Source organism: Gordonibacter faecis (genome assembly GCF_030077735.1).
GTDB lineage: Bacteria > Actinomycetota > Coriobacteriia > Coriobacteriales > Eggerthellaceae > Gordonibacter > Gordonibacter faecis.
In genome coordinates, this window is the sequence record NZ_JASJEU010000022.1 from 62,709 (window position 1) to 82,390 (window position 19,682).

Consider the following 19,682-nt stretch of genomic DNA (forward strand, 5'->3'; position numbering starts at 1 on the left):
TCCCAGGGGAGGGGACGGCACTATGCAGCTTTCGCATTTGGAGGAGTTCGTTGAGTTGGCGCAGTGCCTGAATTTCAGCAAGGCCGCCCGCACGCTCAACATCTCTCAGTCTGCCTTGAGCAAGCACGTGCTCGCGCTGGAGAAGGAGTGCGGCGCGGAACTGTTGGCGCGATCGAGCGTGCAGGTGCGCCTCACGCCCGAGGGGAGCGTGCTGTTTGAAGAGGCGCTTTCCATCATTGAGGCACACGACCACGCGCTGCGCCGCATCGCCGAGATGAAGAAGGCGCATCCGCCCTTGTCAGTGGGTGGGTTGTACCTCAACATAAATATTGTGGGATTCATTAACGCCATCGCGCGCACGCTGAAAAGCACCGACGAGCACCTGCACCTCGTGTACAACAACGCGAGCGACCGCCCGTTTTGCGACCTGGTGGCATCGGGCGAAGTGGACGTGGCGTTCACCATTTTGGACCCCGACGACCCACTGCCACCCGGCGTGGAGCGCCTTCACCTGTTCGATGACCCCCTGGTGGCCATCATGGACCCCGACCACCCTTTGGCGAAGAAGGACACGCTTTCGCTGAAGGATCTCAACCGCCAAAAGATGCTGGCACCTGCCGGGTCGTACTTCATTGCCGGCGCGAAACTGGCGCACACCCTGTTGGAGCGCCACGGCTCGCGGCCGCTGTACGAATCGGTGCGCTTGCAAACGATGCAGGAGTTTCCCCTGATAGATGTGGGTGACAGCATTTTGATGGTGGAGGAATCGCTGCAGAAGCAGCAGATGTCGTACAGCTCCCATCGCGTCTTGCGCTTTGAGGAAGCGGACGCGCAGTTCCCCTTTTATGTGGTGTTTCGCAGCTCTCCGCGCACCGAGGCGACGCAGCGGTTCGTCGACGCGCTGCGCGAGGAGTCTGAGAAGTTTCGGGCCGCGGGTGGGGCGGCTGGGGCTGCCGAAGGAGCCGGAGCCGCCGGAGCCGCCGAGGCCGCGCTCTAACAGCGGTCGTTGATGTTGGTGCTGCCGAGCAGTTCCTGCAGGGCGTTTTTGATGGAATGAGGCTGATTGGGCACCGCCGCGGGCGGCTTCAGATTGAAGCGCGTCCACGTATCCGCCACGAGGCTTTCCGCAGGCACTTCGTCGGCCAGACTGAGGGCATCCTTCGGGCACACATCCACGCAGCAGCCACACTTCACGCACAAGCCGGGACGATGCTCCAAGCCCCACACACCATTGTTGTCGCAGGTGCGCAGGGCACCCGTCGGGCAGAACGTCGCGCACATGCGGCACGAGGTGCACCGGTCGGCATCGACGGTCACCTGACCCCACAGGCGCGTGACCACGGAGCTTGCCTGCGGCGCACCGTGACTTTCCAGCGCTTTGACCAGGCGCTTGCGGCGTCCAGGCACAAACTGCGGCAACACGCCCTGCTCGTTCACCTTCGTATAGCGCTGCTGTGTGAGCAGTTCGTCCTCGCCGGGAGCGACCGCCTCCCCCGCCACGGCAGCCACCGCCGCAATGCCGGCGATGCGCGCCGCCTCATCGCGCAGGTGCGCAAGCGTTTCGCGACGGCGAGCGTCGTAGCCCAGCGGCTGATCGAGGCGCAGCGAGGCCGGCAGCTTCTCCACGACGTCGGCCCGCGTGCTGCTCCCCCACGCTTCAAGCAGCGTGTTGGCCGACGCGCACACCGCGCGCGCCGTATCGATGCTGGCAGCATAGTCGCAGGTGGGGCACTGAGCTTGCACAAGCGTGACACGCTGCGCGCCGTTGGCGGCCAGCATAGCAATGAGGCTTTCCTCCACGCGCCCCAGGCAGGTGACGCCCACAACTTTCGCCGGGTCGAAGCGGCCCTCAGCCGCGGCAAGCATCTTGTCGCACGCGATGACCACGTGCCCGTCGTGTTCCCGCAGGGCATCCATACACTGGCGGTAGAGTTCCTTGTCCTCGGGGTGACGCGTCTCAAGTGCGCAGGTGGGGCACACGGTGGCGCAGGTTCCGCACCCGATGCACTTCTCGGGAGCCACGGCAAATGCGCCGTCTTTGATGGAGAGGCACCCGGATACGCAGGCAGTGGCGCAGCGTGCGCAGGTGGCATTGCGGTTGCGTACGGCAACGCAGCGGTCGCGATGGACCGTGATGTAAGGACTATCAATTTTTTCGAGTAGACCGAACATGGTGTATGCGGATGGCATAAGCGCCCTTTCTCGTCTACCCCCTTGCAGCGCATGAGTATAGCGGTTTTTCTTGGAAGGGGAAGAGGGCACGGGAGGAATGCCCCTTGTCATCCTGAGCGTAGGCGCTTCGCGCCTTCGCTCAGGATGACAACAGGCTTTACACTCGGGGCGGGCTGGCCTATAATGCGCCGCGGGGAAACCGCGTGGAGGCTTTGCCATGCGGACAATGTTGCAAAAGATGAGTCTCAGGGGTGAGGCTTAGCGTGCGCATGCACGACATCTGAACGCAACATTGTCTGAGAGGCCTTTCATGGAACGCGACACTTCACCTTATAATCCCCCCATCGAATTCGATTTCGATGACGATTTCGAAGATCTTACTCCCACCGAAAACCCAACCGACGCAGAACCGGTACCGGAACCCGATGCGCCGCCCGTCGTCATTCGCGACGAGCGTACGGCCGAAGAGCGCACGCACGATTTGTTCGCGCGCATGGCCCCGCACCGCGCCACGCTGCTGGGCATTCTGTCGCTGTGCGTTGAACCCCACACCGCTTCTGAGGTTGACGCGTTTGTTGACGAGTTGCGCGCCGGCGACTTCTCCGTGTTCTCGAGCGCGAGCCTCTGCACCCACCTGGAAAAGGCAGGCGCCCTTGAGCGCATTGTGCCCGAAGGTGCAGATCCCGCGGCCCCGGCTGAGCCGCGAACCATCGTGGTGGACGGCATCGAATACCTGGAGGCTGCCAAGGCGCCCGAACTCTCGTGGGTGACCACCTCTGTCGGCAAGGACGTGCTTGACGCCGACAATCCCGCGCGCCGCATGCGCGACCTGTTCGTCACCGAGGCGCGCTACCTCCCCATTTTCCAGCGCATTCTTGAACTGTGCGCAACCGAGGAAGGCGCTACCGTACCCGCACTGGGCGAGGCAGTAGACGATGACCCCCTGGTGCAGGAGCCGCGCTTCTACGCCTCGTACTTCGTTGACCTGCTTGACAAGTGTGGGGCTCTCCAGTGGAACAAGACCTGGCATATCACCGAAGTGGGGCGCGAAGGCTTGGCCCTGCTCGTCGAAACCGACCAACCCACGCACACCAACTGAAAGGCAACTTCCATGACTGAACCTACGAGTGCCGCACCTGTGGCCGAATCCGATCTTCTGCACGACCTTGCCGCAGCATGCCGTCAGCGCGCGGCGGCCTACGGTTTCCTTTCGCGCCTGTTCCGCGTGGAGGTGGACGAGGCGTACCTCGGTGAGTTGGAGCAGATGCGCTTCCCCGCCTCCACGGGCACTGAGAACCTGGACGAGGGGTATCGCCTCATCGCCCGCTATTTGAGCGGGTCGCGCGAGAGCACGGTGCTTGACCTGGCCGTGGACTACACGCGCACGTTCATTGGCAATGGCATTGTGGCGAAGGGGCTTTCCGCGCACTCGGCGGCCTACCCTTACGAGAGCGTGTACACCTCCGAGAAGCGCCTGCTCATGCAGGAGGCGCGCGACCAGGTGCTCGCCATCTACCGCGCAGCCGGGCTGGCCAAGCAGGATTCGTGGCACGACGGCGAAGATCATCTGGCGCTTGAGCTGGAGTACATGCAGGTCATGGCCAACCGCGCGGCGGAGCGCCTTGAGGCCGCCGATGAGGAAGGGGCCGTGGAGCTGTTGTCCGCACAGGAAGAATTCTTGCGCGCGCACCTCACGCCCTGGGTTCCCCAGCTGGCCGCCGACATGCGCACGTTCGCCAAGACCGACTTCTACCGTGGCCTCGCTTCGCTGGCGGAAGGGTATCTGGAAGCCGAGCGCGCCTTCTTCGACGAGGTACTGGCCGATGACGAGGACGAATGCCACTGCGACGAGGCGACGGAGGTGAGCCCGGATGGAGCCGGAGCATAACAACGAGCGCCCTGCCGAGCGCGCAAGCGAGAAGACGTATGCAGGCATGACGCGCAGGACGCTCTGCCTGGGTGTGGGCGGCGCTGCCGTCATGCTGGGACTGGGCGGCCTCACGTTTGTGGGCAGCACGCCACTCGTTCGACCGCCGGGAGGTCAGGACGAGGAACACCTGATGTCGGCCTGCATCCGCTGCGAGAAGTGCTTCGAAATATGTCCGCACGACATCATTCAACCGGCGCACATTGAAGACGGCATTCTGGGAATGCGCACTCCCACGCTGAAGTTTTCCCAGTCGTGGTGCGACTGGTGTAAAGAGGCGAACGGCGGCGAGCCGTTGTGCGTGAAGGTGTGCCCCACCGAGGCGCTGAAACTGCCGGTGGACGCCACGCCGGAAACCACCATCTTGGGCAAGGCCGTGCTAAATCGGGATTTGTGCCTGGCCTACAAACTAACCGGGTGCCGGTTCTGCTACGACGCGTGCCCCTATGAAGCCATGGGGCTTGACGAGGCCAATCGCCCTTACGTCATTGAGGACCCCTGCAACGGCTGCGGCGCGTGCGAAAGCGTGTGCGTGTCGCTGCAAAACGGATCAATCTCGCAGGGAACGAACCGACGGGCCATCGTTATTGAGCCGTACGAAGAAGGGCGGTGAGGAACACCATGAAAGCAAAAACGCTGCGCGTTGTTATTCCACTCGCCGTCATGGCGGTTATCGCGGTGGGGTTTTACCTGAACACCGGCGTGGGAACGCTTTCGGCCATCGGCTGGGCCGACGTGTCGCTGCTGTGCCCGCTGGGCGCTTTGGCCGCCATGCTGGCATCAAAGTCCATCGTACCGCAAGCGGTGATATCGCTGGTCATTGCCGTGGCAGCCATCGTCGTACTCGGCCGGGCGTTTTGCGCCTGGGTGTGCCCCGTGCCCATCGTGTCGAAACTGCGCGGGTTGTTCAGCAAGGGAAAAACTACCGGTTCGGGTGAGGACGCGGGTGGCGCGGTGGGGGCTGCCACTGCGACGACGAGTGACGCCGCAGTGGCTCCCCTGTCCGCGAGCGAGAAGGCGCTCCTGTCGAAGGGCTCCGGCTGCGCCTCGTGCCGCGAGAAGCGCGGTGCGGTGGATTCGCGCCACTTCGTGCTGGGCGGCGCGCTGCTTTCGGCGGCCATCTTTGGCTTCCCCGTATTCTGCCTTGTGTGCCCTATCGGACTTACCTTCGCTACTATTTTGTTGGTCATGCTGCTGTTCTCGAACGGCGACGTGACGTGGTCAGTGGTGGTTATTCCCGCATTACTGCTGGTGGAAGTGGTATTTTTCCGCAAGTGGTGCTCGAAGTTGTGCCCGCTTTCGGCCTTCATGAGCCTTATTGGCAAGGCAAACCGCACGTTCCGCCCGGCGGTGGATGAGAGCGCGTGTCTGGAAACCTCCAAGGGCGCCACGTGTGGAACGTGCGCCACCGTGTGCACCGAGGGCATCGATCCGCGGCATCCTGAGCTGGGTGCCAACTGGAGCGAGTGCACGAAGTGCCGCGCGTGTGTTGAGGCCTGCCCCGCGCACGCCATTTCCCTCCCGCTGCTGCCGCGCAAACGTTCCTCGGAAGGAACGCCCGCGCTTGACAGCGTGGACGAGGTCGCTCAGCAACGCTAAAGCGGCTTCGACCACATCCCTCCCTCCCCATGACGCGCCGCCCGCACCTCCGCAGGCGGCGCGTCGGCGTTTGTGGGAGGGCCGGGAGCGGCGCGTGACGCACCCGGCGGGAGCGGCGCACTCGGCGGGCGGCGGAGCGCAGGAAGCTAGTCCTGCTTCACCACCAGCACGTCGCAGCGCATGTTTCTGATAAGGAACGTGGACACACTGCCCACGAAGGCGTACTTGATGTTGGACAGGCCGCGCTCGCCGCACACCACGAGGTCGGGGTTGAAGGGTTGCGCAAGTTCCTCCATGAGTGTGTCGGCCACGCGCCCGGCAGCTACACGCACGTCAACCGAGGGGATGCGTGCGTCTTCACGCGCACGGGCGAGCGTGGGAGCAAGCTCCTGCTCAAGAAGCTTCAGACGTTCGGCGCATAAGGCCTGGTAATCGGCCCCGTTCATCTCATTAGGAACCGAGTCAACTACATGCCCAAACAAAAGATGCGCCCCATTGTCGGCCGCAAGCGAAAGAGCGCGGTCAGCCACCGCCTCCTGCGTCGAAGCCCCGTCAAGCGCTGCGAAAATGCGTGTGTACTTCTGTGTCATGGCACACCTCTTCCGTCAATGAAGGCCCCTAGCCGCCCTCACGCCAGCCGCACACTACCTTCCCCCATTGTACCGCAGCCCCACGAACCCCACGCCTGATTCCCCCGCGATTCCCGTCGGGTTCCCCTCGCGTGTTTAGCTTGTGATGAGTAGCATTGCGCCTACGAACAGTAGTAACACGTACGTGAGTTTCAGGAACTTCTCTTGGCTGATGCGGCGCTGGAGGCGGTTACCTATGAAGGTGGCTAGCACGGCGAGCGGCACGCACATGAGCACGACCTGCACTACCTCGCCGGTGAAGTGGCCTTGGCTGAGCGCGATCAGCGCATAAATAAGGTTCAAGATGGCCCACACCATGGAGAGCGTCGTGCGGAACTGCTGCTTGTCCTTGATTTTCTGCACGGCGTAAATCACCAGCAGCGCGCCGCCCGACACAAACATGCCCTGTATGAGCCCGGCCAGCGCCAATATGACCCACAGCGCCCACTCGGGCAGAAACTTCTGACGCTTCGACAGCAGGTTCTTCAAACCCACCGCCACAATGACCACGCCGTATATGCGCAAGAGCACATGCAGCGGCAGCACCGTGTCAAGCCATATGCCCACCAGCACAAACGGCAGCATGGTGCCCACAATTTTGCCTAGCTCGCGCCAGTTCACGTGCTTGATGTTCATCAGCGCCAAAAGCCCGCACGCGAAAAAGCCCATGGCGTTCAGAATGGCCACCGAGCTTTCAAGGCCAAGCAGGTTCGTGCCCACCGGCATGGCGAAGATGTTGCCGGCGAATCCCGTGATGGCCTGTATGGTATAGGCGAAGAAGAACGCGGCAAGGAACAGTGCTTTTTGCATATGTGATACAATCCTTCTCTAACGAACATCGTTCAGTGTAGCATTCGAAGCGGGGCGTCGCTGACGCGTCGCGGCAGGCGGGCGGACGGCCCGCGCGAAACCCACAACGACAACGAGCGGGACGGAGGCATATGGCGGGATTCACCATAACCATCGCCGGCGATTCGGCACTCAACCTGGAGTTTGCGCACACCATCTCACCTGAGACGAGCGCAAAAATTCGCCTGGCTGCGGAAAATCTGACGGACGACCCTATTGAGGGCATCACGGAACTCGTCCCCACTTTCTGCTCACTTATGGTGTATTACAACCCGCTCACCATCTCGTTTGATGAACTGGCAACACGCCTGCGCGGAAAGCTGCGCGATGTGGGCGAAGCCGATCTCAGCGTGCGCAAAATCGTGCAGATTCCCGTGTGTTACGGCGGCGATTTCGGCCCCGATTTGCCTGCCGTGGCCGCTCATGCGGGCCTCGACGAAAGCGAAGTGATGCGGCTGCACTCCGCACACGACTACCTTATTGATATGCTGGGCTTCCTGCCCGGCTTCGCCTACCTGGGTGGGCTGGACGAGAGGCTGCACACGCCGCGTCTGGCCGTGCCGCGCACGCGCATCGAACCAGGCAGTGTGGGCATTGGCGGCGCGCAGACCGGCATCTACCCGCTGGCCTCGCCCGGCGGCTGGCAGATCATTGGCCGCACACCGCTGCGCCCGTACGACCCCGACCGCGAAGAACCCATCCTGTACGCGGCGGGCGAGTACCTGCGCTTCACCCCCATCTCGGCCGACGAATACGCGGCCATCGAGGCGCAGCTGGCGGCCGGCACCTACGAGTACACCACCTTCGTGGAGGGCGAGTAACATGGGTCTCGTCGTGAAGAAACCGGGCGTCATCACCACCGTCCAGGACAAGGGCCGCTTCGGCTACCAGGGCAGCGGCTTCGCCACCAACGGCGTGATGGATCACCGCGCCTTCGCCATAGCCAACCTGCTGGTGGAGAACGACCCCAACGCGCCCGTGCTGGAGTTTGCCCTGGCAGGCCCCACGCTGCGCTTCACCACGAACACGTTTGTGGCCATTACGGGCGGCGACTTCTCGCCCACTATCGACGGCAAGCCGGTGCCCCTGTACACGGCGCTCATGGTGCGCCGCGGCTCCATCCTGCGCTTCGGCGCGTCGAAGACGGGCTGCTACGGCTACCTGGCCATCGCGGGCGGTAGCATCCGCGTGCCCGAGGTCATGGGAAGCCGCTCGACCAACCTCAAATGTGAGCTGGGCGGGTGGAAGGGTCGTGCGCTCGCCGCGGGCGACTACCTCCCCTTCGCCACGAAGGGTGTGGATTTCCTGCCCAACCTGGGCTCGCACCGCATTGAGGGCGACCCGTATTACGGCTTTGGCAAGGACGAAATTGTGGTGCGCGTGGTGCCCGGGCCTCAGGAAGAAATGTTCACCGAGGCGGGCGTCGAAACGTTTTACACCCAAGCGTACACTGCCACCACGAAGTGCGACCGTATGGGCTATCGTCTGGACGGGCCGGAAATTGAGACGCGGCACGGGTCGGACATCATTTCCGACGGCATTGCGTTCGGCGCGGTGCAGGTGCCCTCTCACGGACGCCCCATCATCATGCTGGCCGACCGCCAAACTACCGGCGGTTATGCAAAGATAGGCACCATTGCGACGGTTGATATTCCGAAGTTGGTGCAGCGCCCGCCGGGAAGCCGCGTACGCTTCGAGCGTGTGTCGGTACAGGAGGCGCAGCGCCTACTGAGGGCCGAAGCGCGCCAGATGGATCAGCTCATGCTGAAGGTGCGCCGCCCCAGCGCCGACGGCATTTCGCCCCGACGGACAGCCCGCCGCTTGGCACCCATCCTGGAGGCCCAGGCCCAGCGCATGCAGGCCGACACATTGTGGATTGACCGCGCGAACCGAGACGAACGAGTGGGACGACGCAACGATTTGACAAGCGCGTCGTACGAAACCGCCGCTCAGCGACCCACCGAGTAATCGGCTCGACCGGATAAGAATGCGAGGAATAAGCGACATGGACACGAAAGCCATCGAAGAACTGATCGCCATCATGGACAAGGCCGAGCTCACCGCCCTGCGCGTGGACGACGGCACCCAAAAAATTGAGCTGGAGCGCAATCACGGGCCGCTGTCGTCTTCTGCACTACCGCTTATGGCCGACCGCGTGAGCGCGCTTCTGGCCGGCAAAACCGAAAGCCACGAAGCCGCCGCGCTGGAAGACGTGGACGAGGACGCCCTCATCGTGCGCAGCCCCATGGTAGGCATGTTCTACCTTGCGCCGAGCCCCGACGAGGATCCGTTCGTCAAGGTGGGCCAGGAGGTGCTGTCCGGTCAGACGCTGGCCATTGTGGAGGCCATGAAGATGATGAACGAGATCACCGCACCAGCGCCTGGCGTGGTGGTGGAGGTGCTGGCCGCCAACGGAGCCCAGGTGGAGTACGACCAGCCGCTGTTCCGCATCGCCACCGCCGAAGCGCGCTAGGCGGGTCGCGCCATGTTCGACAAGATTCTCATAGCGAACCGCGGCGAAATAGCCGTGCGCATTATCCGCGCGTGCCGCGCGATGGGCATCAAAACCGTGGCCGTGTACTCCACGGCCGACAAGCATTCGCTGCATGTGTATTTGGCTGACGAAAGCGTGTGCATCGGGCCGCCAGCTGCGCGCGATTCTTACCTCAACATTGCCGCCATCCTGTCGGCCGCGAAGGGCACGGGCGCGCAGGCCATTCACCCCGGCTACGGCTTTCTGTCCGAAAACTCCACGTTCGCGAAGCTGTGCCGCGAGAACGATATTGTGTTCATTGGACCTGCTCCCGAGGTCATCGACCGCATGGGCAACAAGAGCCAGGCACGCAAAACCATGATGGAAGCGGGCGTGCCCGTGGTGCCCGGCACAAAAGACCCGGTGCATCACCCCGAAGAGGCGCTGGCGTTGGCGCGCGAGATTGGCTGGCCCATCATGATTAAGGCGTCTTCGGGCGGCGGCGGTAAGGGCATGCGCGTGAGCCTGGACGAGCGCGACTTCGCCGAGCAGTTCAGCATTGCGCAGCGCGAAAGCGTGGGCGCGTTCGGCGACAACACCATGTATCTGGAGCGCTGCGTGATGAACCCGCGCCACGTGGAAGTGCAGGTTATTGCCGACACGTACGGCACCGTGGTGGCGCTTGGCGAGCGTGACTGTTCCGTGCAGCGCAACCACCAGAAGATGATTGAGGAAAGCCCCTCGCCCGTGCTGACCGAGCAGGTGCGCGCCGAAATGCTGGATGCCGCCGTGCGCGCGACCCAGGCCGTGGGCTATACCTCGGCTGGCACTATTGAGTTTCTGCTGGACGACCAGCTGAATTACTACTTCATGGAAATGAACACGCGCATTCAGGTGGAGCACCCCGTGACCGAGATGGTGACGGGCACCGACCTCGTGCAGGAGATGATTCGCGTGGCGGCGGGCGACCCGCTCACGTTCACACAGGAGGACATCACCTACCGCGGCCACGCCATCGAGTGTCGCGTGAACGCCGAGCAGCCCGAGCGCGGATTTTTGCCCTCACCGGGCACTATCCTACAGATGCACCTGCCCGGCGGCAACGGCGTGCGCGTGGACACCGCCGCTTACGACGGCTACGAGATCACGCCCTACTACGATTCAATGATTGCCAAGGTAATAGTACACGGCGGCGACCGCACCGAGGCCATCGCGAAGATGCGCACCGCCCTGGAAGAGATGGTGGTGGTGGGCGTGAAGACGAACCTCGACTTCCAGTACGCCATCATGGAAAACGAAACCTTCGCCGCCGGCCTTGCCGACACCAGCTTTATTGAGCGGTTCCTAAAGGGCGAGGTGTAGCGGCCGCCTTCGAATTACCAGGTTTTCGTACGTGAAAGGGGTACGCCATGTTGAATACGCCGGTTCCTACCAAGCCTGAGGGCGTTGCCGATGAGGTGTGGACGCAGATGCTGTCCGCATCACCCGTGGAGGCGCGGCGGCTTATTCGCACGGGTGCGTTCGCGGCCCCGACCAGCGGGCTTTGCCCCGGGTATGCGCAGGCGAACCTCATTGTGCTGCCGCGCGAGCAAGCCTACGACTTTCTGCTGTTTGCGCAGCGCAACCCCAAGCCGTGCCCGCTGCTGGAAGTGACCGAGGTGGGCGCGCGTGAGGCGACGCTCTGTGCCACCGACTGCGACATTGCCACCGATTTCCCGCGCTACCGCATCTACGAGCACGGCGAACTGGTGGCCGAAGTGGAGAACGTCGCGGACTATTGGCGCGATGACCTGGTGTCATTCGTGATTGGCTGCTCGTTCTCGTTCGAGAGTGAGCTTATTGAGGCCGGCATTGAGATGCGCCACAACACACAGGGCCGCAACGTGTCCATGTACCTGACCGGCGTGGACTGCGTGCCGGCCGGCAGCATGTCCGGCAAGATGGTGATGTCCATGCGCCCCATCCCGCATGACCAGGTGGTGAAGGCGGTGCAGATCTCCGGCGCCATACCGAAGGTGCACGGCGCGCCCATCCACATTGGCGACCCGTCCGCCATTGGCGTGCGCGACCTTGCGCACCCCGAGTTCGGCGACCCGGTGGACATCCACGAGGGCGAAGTCCCCGTGTTCTGGGCCTGCGGCGTTACCCCTCAGTCCATCGTGATGAACAGCAAGCCCCCCTTCGCCATCACTCACGCCCCCGGCTGCATGCTCATTACCGACACGAAGAACATTGACCTGAAGGAATAACTTTTATTCGGATTACGCGACAGGAAGCCGAGGAGCCTGCTATGTATAGAATCGACCTTAACAGCGACTTGGGCGAGAGTTTTGGGCGCTACACGCTGGGGATGGACAATGAGATAATCCCGCTGGTTTCCAGCGCGAACGTGGCGTGCGGGCAGCATGCGGGGGATCCGCTGGTCATGCGCGATACCGTGCGACTGGCGGCCGACGCGGGCATTGCCATTGGCGCGCACCCCGGGTACCCCGACCTGCAAGGCTTTGGTCGGCGCGATATGCACCTGTCGCCCGATGAGGCGTACTCATACATGTTGTACCAGATAGGAGCGCTGCAGGCGTTCTGCGCCGCGTCGGGCGTGCCGCTTTCACACGTGAAGCCCCACGGCCAGCTGTACAACCACGCCGCCGTGGATGCCGAATTGGCCGCCGCCCTGGCGCAAGCCGTGCGCGATGTGGACGACCGCCTGGTGTTGGTGGGCCTGGCGAATAGTGCGCTTATCGACGAGGGCCGCAAGCTGGGCTTGGTCACGGCTGAGGAATTCTTCACCGACCGCAACTACACCGACGAGGGACGTCTGGTCAGCCGCAACGACCCCGCCGCGCTCATCCGCGACGAAGAGGTGGCCATCGAGCGCGTGAAGAATGCCATCCGCGACGGCGCCATCCTGTCCGTCACCGGCAAGCTGGTTGACCTGCACCCCGACACCATCTGCGTGCACGGCGACTCCCCCACCGCCCTTGCGTTCGTCCGCCGCATCCGCCAAGCCTTGGAAGAAGACGGCATAGTCATCAAACCTGTCCGCGCGGAATAGTGGGCTTTTGAGCTGGGATTGAGTGTGGCTAGCAGCGCCGTGACTCACGCTGGCGAGTTGGCGCGGTGCTTGGTGACAGCTTAGCTTGCGAGGTCGCTGGGTTTGACGCCGAGGCCGTCGGCCAGCTTGCAGAGGATGTCGAAACTGGCGTTGCGCTGGGCTTTCTCAACTTTGGCGAGATACGAGCGCTCGACGTGCGTTTTCTCGGAGAGGTGTTGCTGGGTCATGTCCTGCGCCAGACGTAGTGCGAGGATGTTCGCGCCCAGTTGCTTGCTGCGCTGTTCAATGCTGGGAGCGTCGTCGATGCGTGGAAGTTGGTCGGGCAGTGGCTGGTCACTCAGCAGCAGGTCAACGCTCACCTGAAGTCCATCGGCAATCCTGCACAGCATGTCAAACCCAACATTGCGTGTGCCGCTTTCCACGCGGCTGAGGTACGCCCGGCCCATTGCAACGTCCTGCGATAAGCGCACCTGAGAAAGGCCTCGCTGCTTGCGAAGCATCCGTATACGCTCCCCCAGGTTTGTTCGCCGCTCCACCGTATCCATCATGCCGCCAGTGTACGCCATCGGACTAATCCCCCCGTCCGATATAGGCAAAGACTTGGGGATTATATTTTGCTGGCGTGATTTCTTGCCTGTTTGCGGGGGAACGGTGGTGGTTTGGGTAGAGAAAAGGCGGCTCGGGAAAGGTCCGGGCCGCCTTTGTAGGGCGTTGGGTTTGCAATGCTGTTACTTGGCGACGATGTTCACCAGGCGGCCGGGGACGACGACGACCTTCTTGACGTCCTTGCCGGCGAGGGCGGCTTCGGCGGCGGCGAGGGCGGTGGACTTGATATCGTCCTCGGGGGCGTCGGCGTCCACCATGATCTTGGCTTTCACCTTGCCGTTCACCTGTACGGCCAGTTCCACCTCGTCGGCTTTGGCTTGCTCGGGGTCGAACTCCGGCCACGGCTGGGTATGCACGGAGCCTTCGCGGCCCAGCACGTCGTGCCACAGCTCCTCGGCCCAGTGCGGCGCGATGGGAGCCATCAGTTTCACGATGACCTCAGCCACCTCCGGGTCGATGGAGCGGGAACCCTCGCAGGCGGCGCGCTCTTCCGGCGAGCACTTGCGCAGGTAGTCGCTTGCAGCGTTCGTCAACTCCATGATGGCGGCAATAGCGGTGTTGAAATTGTTGCGGTCGAAATCGTCGACCACCTTGCCCGCCACGCGATGGCGCTCACGCACAAGCGTCTTCAGCGCTTCGATGCCCTGCTCCTCGGTGGCGCCTTCCTGGTAGAGCGTCTCGTCGTCGGCCTTACCCACGAGGTCGTTCACGATGCGCCACGCGCGGTTCATGAACTTGTAGATGCCGGCAAGGCCGCCCTCGTCCCACAGCAAGTCCTTGTCGGGCGGGGCCATGAACAGGATGTACGCGCGCACGGCATCGGCGCCGTACTCGGCGATCATGTCTTCGGGCGCAATGACGTTGCCCTTCGACTTGCTCATGGTTTCGCCGTTTTCGTCCTTCACCATGCCTTGGCAGAGCAGGTTTGCGAAGGGCTCGTCGAAATCCACCTGACCCAGGTCACGCAGCACTTTCGTGAAGAAGCGGCTGTACAGAAGGTGCAGGATGGCGTGTTCGATGCCGCCGATGTACTGGTCAACCGGCAGCCAGCGGTTCGCTTTTTCGGGCGCGAACGGCAGATTTGTGTTGTGCGGGTCGGTGTAGCGCAGGTAGTACCAGCTGGAGCACGTGAAGGTGTCCATGGTGTCCGTCTCGCGCTTCGCCGGGCCGCCGCACACGGGGCACGTGGTGTTCACGAACGCCTCGTGCGTGGCCAGCGTTTCGCCCGCGGCCAGGTCAATGTCCTCGGGCAGGCGCACCGGCAGGTCGCTTTCGGGCACGGGCACCAGGCCGCACTCCGGGCAGTGGATGGCCGGGATGGGGTTGCCCCAGTAGCGCTGGCGGCTGATGAGCCAGTCGCGCAGGCGGAATTCCACCTTTTTGCGGCCCTTACCAGCGGCCTCGAGGTCACCGATAATGGCATCCACGGCCGGGCTGTGCTTGCCACCCGTCATGCCGGTGTACTTCCCGGACTGCACGAGCACGCCCTCCGCGTCGTAGGCGTGATCCCAGTCAACCGTGGTCACAACGCGCTCTTGCACGCCGTTGAGCTGGGGATACAGCGGGTCATCTTCGCCCAAGATGATGGGAATGATAGGCAGGTCGTACTTGCGCGCGAACTCGAAGTCGCGCTGGTCGCCGCAGGGCACGGCCATGACCGCGCCGGTACCGTAGTCGCTCACGATGTAGTCGGCCACCCACACGGGCACCTTCTCGCCGTTAATGGGGTTCACCATATAGCGGCCGGTGAACGCGCCGTGCTTCTCGCGATCGCCCTGGGCTCGCTCGACGGCGCTCACCTTGGAGGCCTGCTCCACCACGTCGCGCACGGCGTTTTCGTATTCGGTGCCTTCTACCAGGTCCATGAGGCCTGGGTACTCGGGAGCCAGCAGGAAGAACGAGCAGCCGAACAGCGTGTCGGGGCGCGTAGTGAACACGGTAATGGTGTCGGCCTCGGTGGGATTCGCCGGCACTTCGCCGTCAAGGTCGCACAGCACGAAGTCCACCTCGGCGCCCTCGCTGCGGCCGATCCAGTTTGCCTGCATCTGCTTGACGCGCTCGGGCCAGCCTTCCAGCTGATCCAGGTCATCCAGCAATTCCTGCGCGTAATCGGTAATCTTGAAGTACCACTGCGTGAGGTCACGCTTTTCCACTTCACCGTGGCAGCGCCAGCACTGGCCCTCGGTCACCTGCTCATTCGCAAGCACCGTAGCGCAGTTCGGGCACCAGTTCACCGGCGAATTTCGGCGTTCCACTAGGCCGCGCTTCCAGAACTGCAGGAAAATCCACTGACCCCAGCGGTAGTACTCCGGGTCGCACGCCACCACGGTGCGGTCCCAGTCGTACGAGAAGCCCATACGCTTGAACGACGCCTTCTGCGTGTCGATGTTGGCGTACGTCCACTTCGCCGGGTGGCTGTTGTGCTTGATGGCGGCGTTTTCCGCGGGCAGGCCGAACGCGTCCCAGCCCATGGGATGCAGCACGTCGAAGCCGCGCATTTTGGAGTAGCGCGCGATGACGTCGCCGATGGTGTAGTTGCGCACGTGCCCCATGTGGATGTCGCCCGAGGGGTACGGGAACATTTCCAGCACGTACTTCTTCGGCTTGGAGGCGTCCTCGGTCACTTTGTACAGATCGGTGTCGGCCCACTGCTTCTGCCAACGGGGCTCAATCTCATGCGGATTGTAAGGTTTCATGGTCATGGTTATCTGTCCTCGTCAGGTGAGCGCCCACCCGCGCGCGTCCGCGCGGGGGGGCTCGATTCGCGAATGTTCCCTATTATAGTGATATTCGCGCGCTCGCGAAGCGTCAGATCACCATTTCGCAGACGCTGTACACGCTGAGGTTATTCTGTGCAGTAGTGCGCCAACTCGGTGTTGAGCACGGCTTCGGCCAGATCGGCCGGAAGGATCGTGACATTTCCCTGGTAGTCGTTGACGTTGTCGTCCCAGAACTGCACGATGGTTGCAGCCATGATGCAGTAGAACGAGAGCATTATCCCATGCTGTTCTTCGAGGGTTCTGACGAACAGAGGGTTGCCCTGAAGGGCGGCCTCCAGCACGGCCAGCTCTTCATCGACCATGGGCTCCGGTTCGCCCTGCGGGCCCAGAATGGTAATCACCATCTTCACATTGCCAAAAACGAGTTCAGTTTCTAGCAGGGCTTTCAGTGCCGAAGCCTTGTTTTCATCCTCGACCGTTATAGTCATGGTATGAGTTTCGTCGTCCGACTCATCCACTTCGCCTACCTGCACCTGCGGATCCCGCCCAAACAAGGCTGCCAGGCGATGCTGCCACGCAAACCAGGGAGAAGACAGCTGCTCAACTGCTACGTTAGCTTTCGCGCTCATGATGTTCCTCTTCTCTACTCGCGGTCTCACAGTGCTCCTGCATCATGCCGATGTCGACAACGTATGCATTACTGAGATTCTACTATGCCTTGAAGCCAAAAGGAACGTAGTTATGACTTATTTAATAAGTATTAGTTCCGATGCGTGATCATGAGACGAGGCACCGCCATCCGCCTTCCCCAACCCACTCACACGCCACGAGAATGTGAATCTCACATGCGAACAAGCTTTTGGCGGTAGAATGGCGATGATATGGCAACAAAACATCAAAAAGGCCAGGACATATGTCCTGGCCTGGAGTTAATGGTCGCGGGGGCTGGATTTGAACCAACGACCTCCGGGTTATGAGCCCGGCGAGCTACCAGACTGCTCCACCCCGCACCTTTGCGCCTACCCCTCCTGCCGGTACTACCAAACAGGAAAAGCGGCAAGATTGAATACTACTCTTGTAACCGCCAAGGGGCAAATGCTTTCTTGTTCCTACACAAAACCACCATGTATGGGGCGCCATGAGGGGCTTTCTCGCGCCCTTCTGGACATATCGGCGCCCTCCTGCACGATTCCGCCTGCATACCGCCACCGCAAGCAATAGGTTGATGTATTCCGTCTGCACCCTCACACGGATTGCAGTACAATCGGACGCGGACTTACACGGGGCGCATTCGGTGCGCCTTACGGATAGCGAGGAACAACCATGAACGTCATTGATGTGCATGCTCATATTTATCCGGAGAAAATTGCGGACCGTGCGGTTGGGGCCGTCGGGGACTTTTACCTGGTGGACATGTATGGCGAGGGTACGGCGGCGCACTTGTTGGACTCGCAGGAACGCTCGCCCATCACACACTTCGTCGTGCACTCCGTGGCCACCAAGCCCAGCGCCGTGGCCAGCATCAACGACTTCATCGCGGAGCAGTGCCGCGAGCATCCGGAATTCATCGGGTTCATGGCCATGCACCAAGACCTCGAAAACCCCGAAGCAGAAATCGAACGCGCCCTTGACCTGGGCCTTGTGGGCATAAAGCTGCATCCCGACACGCAAAAGGTCAATATGGACGACCCGCGGCTCATGCGCATCTACGAAATGATCGCAGGTCGCCTGCCGCTCATCGTACACACGGGCGACTACCGCACCGATTTCTCACACCCGCGCCGGCTGAAAAACATCCTGCACACGTTCCCCAACCTCGTGGTGGACGCGGCGCACTTCGGCGGCTGGTCCATCCCGGAAATTGGTTACGACGTGCTGCACGACGAAAACGTCTTCATCGACGTATCCAGCTCCATGCCTTTCCTCGGCAATCGCCGCACGCGTGAACTGGTGAACCTCTGGGGCGTCGACCGCGTGATGTTCGGCTCAGACTTCCCTATGTGGGATCCGGCGCGAGAGTTCGACACGTTCACCTCGCTCGGCTTCTCGGACGACGAGTTGGAGAAGATGCTCTGGAAGAACGCTGAGCGCTTCCTGGGCGCGCCGGTATCGGAATAAGCGCGAGGCACCGCGCGCACGCAGCAAGCGCCTCGCCTCGCGCGAGAACTAGCTCTCCAGCTGGTCAGCCGGGCGCACCACCACCACGCGAATCTTGTCGATGCGATGGCGGTCCATATCAACCACGGTGAACGTGGCCACGTGACCATCCTCCGCCACCGACACTGAGTCGCCTTCGTCGGGGATGCGGTCGAACAGCGAAAGCAGCAGGCCACCGGCCGTTTCGCACTCGGACGATTCCTGCGGCTGGAAGCCGATAAGTTCCTCCACCTCGTCAATGGGCATGGAGCCATCCACCAGATAGCTGCCGTCGTCCAGCTGCACGAGGTTCTTCGTCTCGCTGCTGTGCGCGTACTCGTCGTCGATGCGGCCGACAATCTGCTCCATGATGTCGCTCATAGTGACAATGCCCGACGTGCCGCCGTGCTCGTCAATGACCACGGCAATTTTCGTATGCTTCGCCTGCAAAATTTGCAGCAGCTTTGCAATGGGAATGCCCTCGGGCACCGCCTGGATCGTCCGCACGTGCAAATCGTCGATGGTGCTGTCGGGCGGCAGCGTGTACAGATCTTTCACGTGCACGAAGCCCACAATACGGTCTTTGCTGCCGCGGCACACCGGATAGCGCGTGTACTTGTAGCACGTGATGAGCTGCAGATTCTCTTCCAGCGTGTCGTCCAAGTCCAGACAGATGACGTCGGTGCGCGGCGTCATGATGGCCTCGGCGTCCTTGTCGCCTAGGTCGAAGATGTTGTCCACGTACTCGTTTTGATCCGGATCGATGAGACCGCTTTCGGTGCTCTCGTCGATGAGCAGCTTAATTTCCTCGTCGGTGTACACCTCGTGCTCGTCGGCCACATCGTGCCCAAGCAGCTTCATGACGCCGTTCGTGATGGAGTTGAACAACCACATGATGGGATACGTAATGCGGTAGAACCACACGAGCGGCGTGGCGCTGAACAGGGCCCAACGCTCGGTGGAGAAAATGGCAAGCGACTTGGGAATGAGTTCCCCCACCACAATGTGCAGCGCCGTAATAATAATGAAGCCCACGGCCACGGCAATAGCATGAATGGCTGCCTCGGGAAGCCCAAGCGCCTCGAGCGCTGGCGAAATGAGTGCCGACACCGCCGGCTCTCCCAGCCAGCCTAAAGCCAGCGAGGCCAGCGTAATACCCAGCTGACAAGCCGAAAGATAGGCGTTCACGTTGTCGGCGATGAGCTTGGCGTACTTCGCGCCGCCCTTGCCCTCATCGAGGGCAATTTCCACCTGGGACTTTCGCACGCGCACGAGCGAGAATTCGGCGACCACGAAGAAAGCATTCATGAGCAGGAAAAACAGAACAAGTAGCAAACTGAGTGCTGGGTGCATAATTGCGGATGGTCCTCCTTTATATGACTATTCGCTTCGTAATCGTACGGCATCCCCCCAACCATTCGCCCAACCGTCACCCAAAACCCGCAGGTTTCCACAAGTAAGCCCTTGTTGCGCCACGCACCGGGTGGTATGCTCCAAGTGATATCACTGCTATCAC

General features: G+C 62.0%; 19 protein-coding genes and 1 tRNA gene. 12 read left to right on the forward strand and 8 right to left on the reverse strand.

Translation table 11 applies throughout. The annotated features are described in order from the left end of the window. The first annotated feature begins 22 nt into the window (after positions 1-22). A complete protein-coding gene (locus QNJ86_RS10990; protein WP_283832675.1) occupies positions 23-997 on the forward strand; it encodes a LysR family transcriptional regulator in 975 nt (324 codons plus the stop codon). Here QNJ86_RS10990 and QNJ86_RS10995 read toward each other — a convergent pair. Further along, the gene (locus QNJ86_RS10995; RefSeq protein WP_283832676.1) at positions 994-2,190 is read right to left on the reverse strand and encodes a 4Fe-4S binding protein; all 1,197 of its coding nucleotides are present in this window, start codon (positions 2,188-2,190) and stop codon (positions 994-996) included. The two genes, QNJ86_RS10990 and QNJ86_RS10995, sit on opposite strands and share 4 nt — an antisense overlap. A 292-nt stretch (positions 2,191-2,482) precedes the next feature. Here QNJ86_RS10995 and QNJ86_RS11000 point away from each other — a divergent pair, with 292 nt between their 5' ends. The 4 genes from QNJ86_RS11000 to QNJ86_RS11015 are packed head-to-tail and all read left to right on the forward strand — an operon-like array spanning position 2,483 to position 5,698. Continuing rightward, a complete protein-coding gene (locus tag QNJ86_RS11000) occupies positions 2,483-3,271 on the forward strand; it encodes a hypothetical protein (RefSeq protein WP_283832677.1) in 789 nt (262 codons plus the stop codon). A gap of 12 nt (positions 3,272-3,283) precedes the next feature. Continuing rightward, the gene (locus tag QNJ86_RS11005) at positions 3,284-4,060 is read left to right on the forward strand and encodes a TorD/DmsD family molecular chaperone (RefSeq protein ID WP_283832678.1); all 777 of its coding nucleotides are present in this window, start codon (positions 3,284-3,286) and stop codon (positions 4,058-4,060) included. After that, complete coding sequence (locus tag QNJ86_RS11010) at positions 4,044-4,712, forward strand: 4Fe-4S dicluster domain-containing protein (protein WP_283832679.1); 669 nt, start codon at positions 4,044-4,046, stop codon at positions 4,710-4,712. Before QNJ86_RS11005 ends, QNJ86_RS11010 begins: the two co-directional genes overlap by 17 nt. 8 nt (positions 4,713-4,720) lie before the next feature. After that, positions 4,721-5,698, forward strand: a complete 978-nt coding sequence (locus QNJ86_RS11015; RefSeq protein WP_283832680.1) for a 4Fe-4S binding protein — start codon at positions 4,721-4,723, stop codon at positions 5,696-5,698. A 146-nt stretch (positions 5,699-5,844) separates the two neighbouring features. Here the strand turns inward: QNJ86_RS11015 and QNJ86_RS11020 are convergent, their stop codons facing one another. Beyond that, positions 5,845-6,288, reverse strand: coding sequence for a universal stress protein (locus QNJ86_RS11020; RefSeq protein ID WP_283832681.1), 444 nt, complete (start codon positions 6,286-6,288; stop codon positions 5,845-5,847). Positions 6,289-6,423: 135 nt separating this feature from the next. Then, positions 6,424-7,137, reverse strand: coding sequence for a sulfite exporter TauE/SafE family protein (locus QNJ86_RS11025; RefSeq protein ID WP_283832682.1), 714 nt, complete (start codon positions 7,135-7,137; stop codon positions 6,424-6,426). Positions 7,138-7,268: 131 nt separating this feature from the next. Between QNJ86_RS11025 and pxpB the strand changes: the two genes are divergently transcribed. From pxpB to QNJ86_RS11055, 6 genes are read left to right on the forward strand one after another with little or no spacing between them, the layout of a single operon-like run. Further along, entirely contained in the window at positions 7,269-7,997 is a 729-nt protein-coding gene (gene pxpB, locus QNJ86_RS11030; protein WP_283832683.1) for a 5-oxoprolinase subunit PxpB, read from the forward strand. A 1-nt stretch (position 7,998) separates the two neighbouring features. Continuing rightward, complete coding sequence (locus tag QNJ86_RS11035) at positions 7,999-9,144, forward strand: 5-oxoprolinase subunit C family protein (protein ID WP_283832684.1); 1,146 nt, start codon at positions 7,999-8,001, stop codon at positions 9,142-9,144. 37 nt (positions 9,145-9,181) lie between these two features. Then, on the forward strand, positions 9,182-9,649 hold the full coding sequence (gene accB, locus QNJ86_RS11040; RefSeq protein WP_283832685.1) for an acetyl-CoA carboxylase biotin carboxyl carrier protein: 468 nt from the start codon (positions 9,182-9,184) through the stop codon (positions 9,647-9,649). A gap of 12 nt (positions 9,650-9,661) precedes the next feature. Beyond that, the gene (gene accC / locus QNJ86_RS11045) at positions 9,662-11,011 is read left to right on the forward strand and encodes an acetyl-CoA carboxylase biotin carboxylase subunit (protein WP_283832686.1); all 1,350 of its coding nucleotides are present in this window, start codon (positions 9,662-9,664) and stop codon (positions 11,009-11,011) included. Between the two features lie 47 nt (positions 11,012-11,058). Then, complete coding sequence (locus tag QNJ86_RS11050; protein ID WP_283832687.1) at positions 11,059-11,898, forward strand: putative hydro-lyase; 840 nt, start codon at positions 11,059-11,061, stop codon at positions 11,896-11,898. A gap of 41 nt (positions 11,899-11,939) precedes the next feature. After that, the gene (locus QNJ86_RS11055; RefSeq protein WP_283832688.1) at positions 11,940-12,704 is read left to right on the forward strand and encodes a LamB/YcsF family protein; all 765 of its coding nucleotides are present in this window, start codon (positions 11,940-11,942) and stop codon (positions 12,702-12,704) included. Positions 12,705-12,784: 80 nt separating this feature from the next. Here the strand turns inward: QNJ86_RS11055 and QNJ86_RS11060 are convergent, their stop codons facing one another. The 4 genes from QNJ86_RS11060 to QNJ86_RS11075 all read right to left on the reverse strand — a co-directional run bounded on the left by QNJ86_RS11060 (position 12,785) and on the right by QNJ86_RS11075 (position 17,040). Then, positions 12,785-13,270 carry a helix-turn-helix domain-containing protein gene (locus tag QNJ86_RS11060; RefSeq protein ID WP_283832689.1) on the reverse strand — a complete coding sequence of 162 codons (486 nt, stop codon included), beginning with the start codon at positions 13,268-13,270 and terminating at the stop codon, positions 12,785-12,787. A 162-nt stretch (positions 13,271-13,432) separates the two neighbouring features. Further along, positions 13,433-16,006: a leucine--tRNA ligase gene (gene leuS / locus QNJ86_RS11065; protein ID WP_283832857.1), complete on the reverse strand. Its 2,574-nt coding sequence runs from the start codon at positions 16,004-16,006 to the stop codon at positions 13,433-13,435. Positions 16,007-16,155: 149 nt separating this feature from the next. Next, positions 16,156-16,659: a hypothetical protein gene (locus tag QNJ86_RS11070; RefSeq protein WP_283832690.1), complete on the reverse strand. Its 504-nt coding sequence runs from the start codon at positions 16,657-16,659 to the stop codon at positions 16,156-16,158. Between the two features lie 304 nt (positions 16,660-16,963). Continuing rightward, positions 16,964-17,040, reverse strand: a tRNA-Met gene (locus QNJ86_RS11075). Positions 17,041-17,353: 313 nt separating this feature from the next. On the opposite strand from QNJ86_RS11075, the gene QNJ86_RS11080 reads away from it, so the two are divergent. Further along, entirely contained in the window at positions 17,354-18,148 is a 795-nt protein-coding gene (locus QNJ86_RS11080; protein ID WP_283832691.1) for an amidohydrolase family protein, read from the forward strand. A 48-nt stretch (positions 18,149-18,196) separates the two neighbouring features. On the opposite strand, the gene QNJ86_RS11085 is transcribed toward QNJ86_RS11080, so the two are convergent. Then, positions 18,197-19,519, reverse strand: coding sequence for a hemolysin family protein (locus QNJ86_RS11085; protein ID WP_283832692.1), 1,323 nt, complete (start codon positions 19,517-19,519; stop codon positions 18,197-18,199). Positions 19,520-19,682 lie beyond the last annotated feature (163 nt).

Coding starts and splice junctions, on each gene's coding strand:
- QNJ86_RS10990 (WP_283832675.1), top strand. CDS start 23: ATGCAGCTTTCGCATTTGGAGGAGTTCGTTGAGTTGGCGCAGTGCCTG.
- QNJ86_RS10995 (WP_283832676.1), bottom strand. CDS start 2,190: ATGCCATCCGCATACACCATGTTCGGTCTACTCGAAAAAATTGATAGT.
- QNJ86_RS11000 (WP_283832677.1), top strand. CDS start 2,483: ATGGAACGCGACACTTCACCTTATAATCCCCCCATCGAATTCGATTTC.
- QNJ86_RS11005 (WP_283832678.1), top strand. CDS start 3,284: ATGACTGAACCTACGAGTGCCGCACCTGTGGCCGAATCCGATCTTCTG.
- QNJ86_RS11010 (WP_283832679.1), top strand. CDS start 4,044: ATGGAGCCGGAGCATAACAACGAGCGCCCTGCCGAGCGCGCAAGCGAG.
- QNJ86_RS11015 (WP_283832680.1), top strand. CDS start 4,721: ATGAAAGCAAAAACGCTGCGCGTTGTTATTCCACTCGCCGTCATGGCG.
- QNJ86_RS11020 (WP_283832681.1), bottom strand. CDS start 6,288: ATGACACAGAAGTACACACGCATTTTCGCAGCGCTTGACGGGGCTTCG.
- QNJ86_RS11025 (WP_283832682.1), bottom strand. CDS start 7,137: ATGCAAAAAGCACTGTTCCTTGCCGCGTTCTTCTTCGCCTATACCATA.
- pxpB (WP_283832683.1), top strand. CDS start 7,269: ATGGCGGGATTCACCATAACCATCGCCGGCGATTCGGCACTCAACCTG.
- QNJ86_RS11035 (WP_283832684.1), top strand. CDS start 7,999: ATGGGTCTCGTCGTGAAGAAACCGGGCGTCATCACCACCGTCCAGGAC.
- accB (WP_283832685.1), top strand. CDS start 9,182: ATGGACACGAAAGCCATCGAAGAACTGATCGCCATCATGGACAAGGCC.
- accC (WP_283832686.1), top strand. CDS start 9,662: ATGTTCGACAAGATTCTCATAGCGAACCGCGGCGAAATAGCCGTGCGC.
- QNJ86_RS11050 (WP_283832687.1), top strand. CDS start 11,059: ATGTTGAATACGCCGGTTCCTACCAAGCCTGAGGGCGTTGCCGATGAG.
- QNJ86_RS11055 (WP_283832688.1), top strand. CDS start 11,940: ATGTATAGAATCGACCTTAACAGCGACTTGGGCGAGAGTTTTGGGCGC.
- QNJ86_RS11060 (WP_283832689.1), bottom strand. CDS start 13,270: ATGGCGTACACTGGCGGCATGATGGATACGGTGGAGCGGCGAACAAAC.
- leuS (WP_283832857.1), bottom strand. CDS start 16,006: ATGAAACCTTACAATCCGCATGAGATTGAGCCCCGTTGGCAGAAGCAG.
- QNJ86_RS11070 (WP_283832690.1), bottom strand. CDS start 16,659: ATGAGCGCGAAAGCTAACGTAGCAGTTGAGCAGCTGTCTTCTCCCTGG.
- QNJ86_RS11080 (WP_283832691.1), top strand. CDS start 17,354: ATGAACGTCATTGATGTGCATGCTCATATTTATCCGGAGAAAATTGCG.
- QNJ86_RS11085 (WP_283832692.1), bottom strand. CDS start 19,519: ATGCACCCAGCACTCAGTTTGCTACTTGTTCTGTTTTTCCTGCTCATG.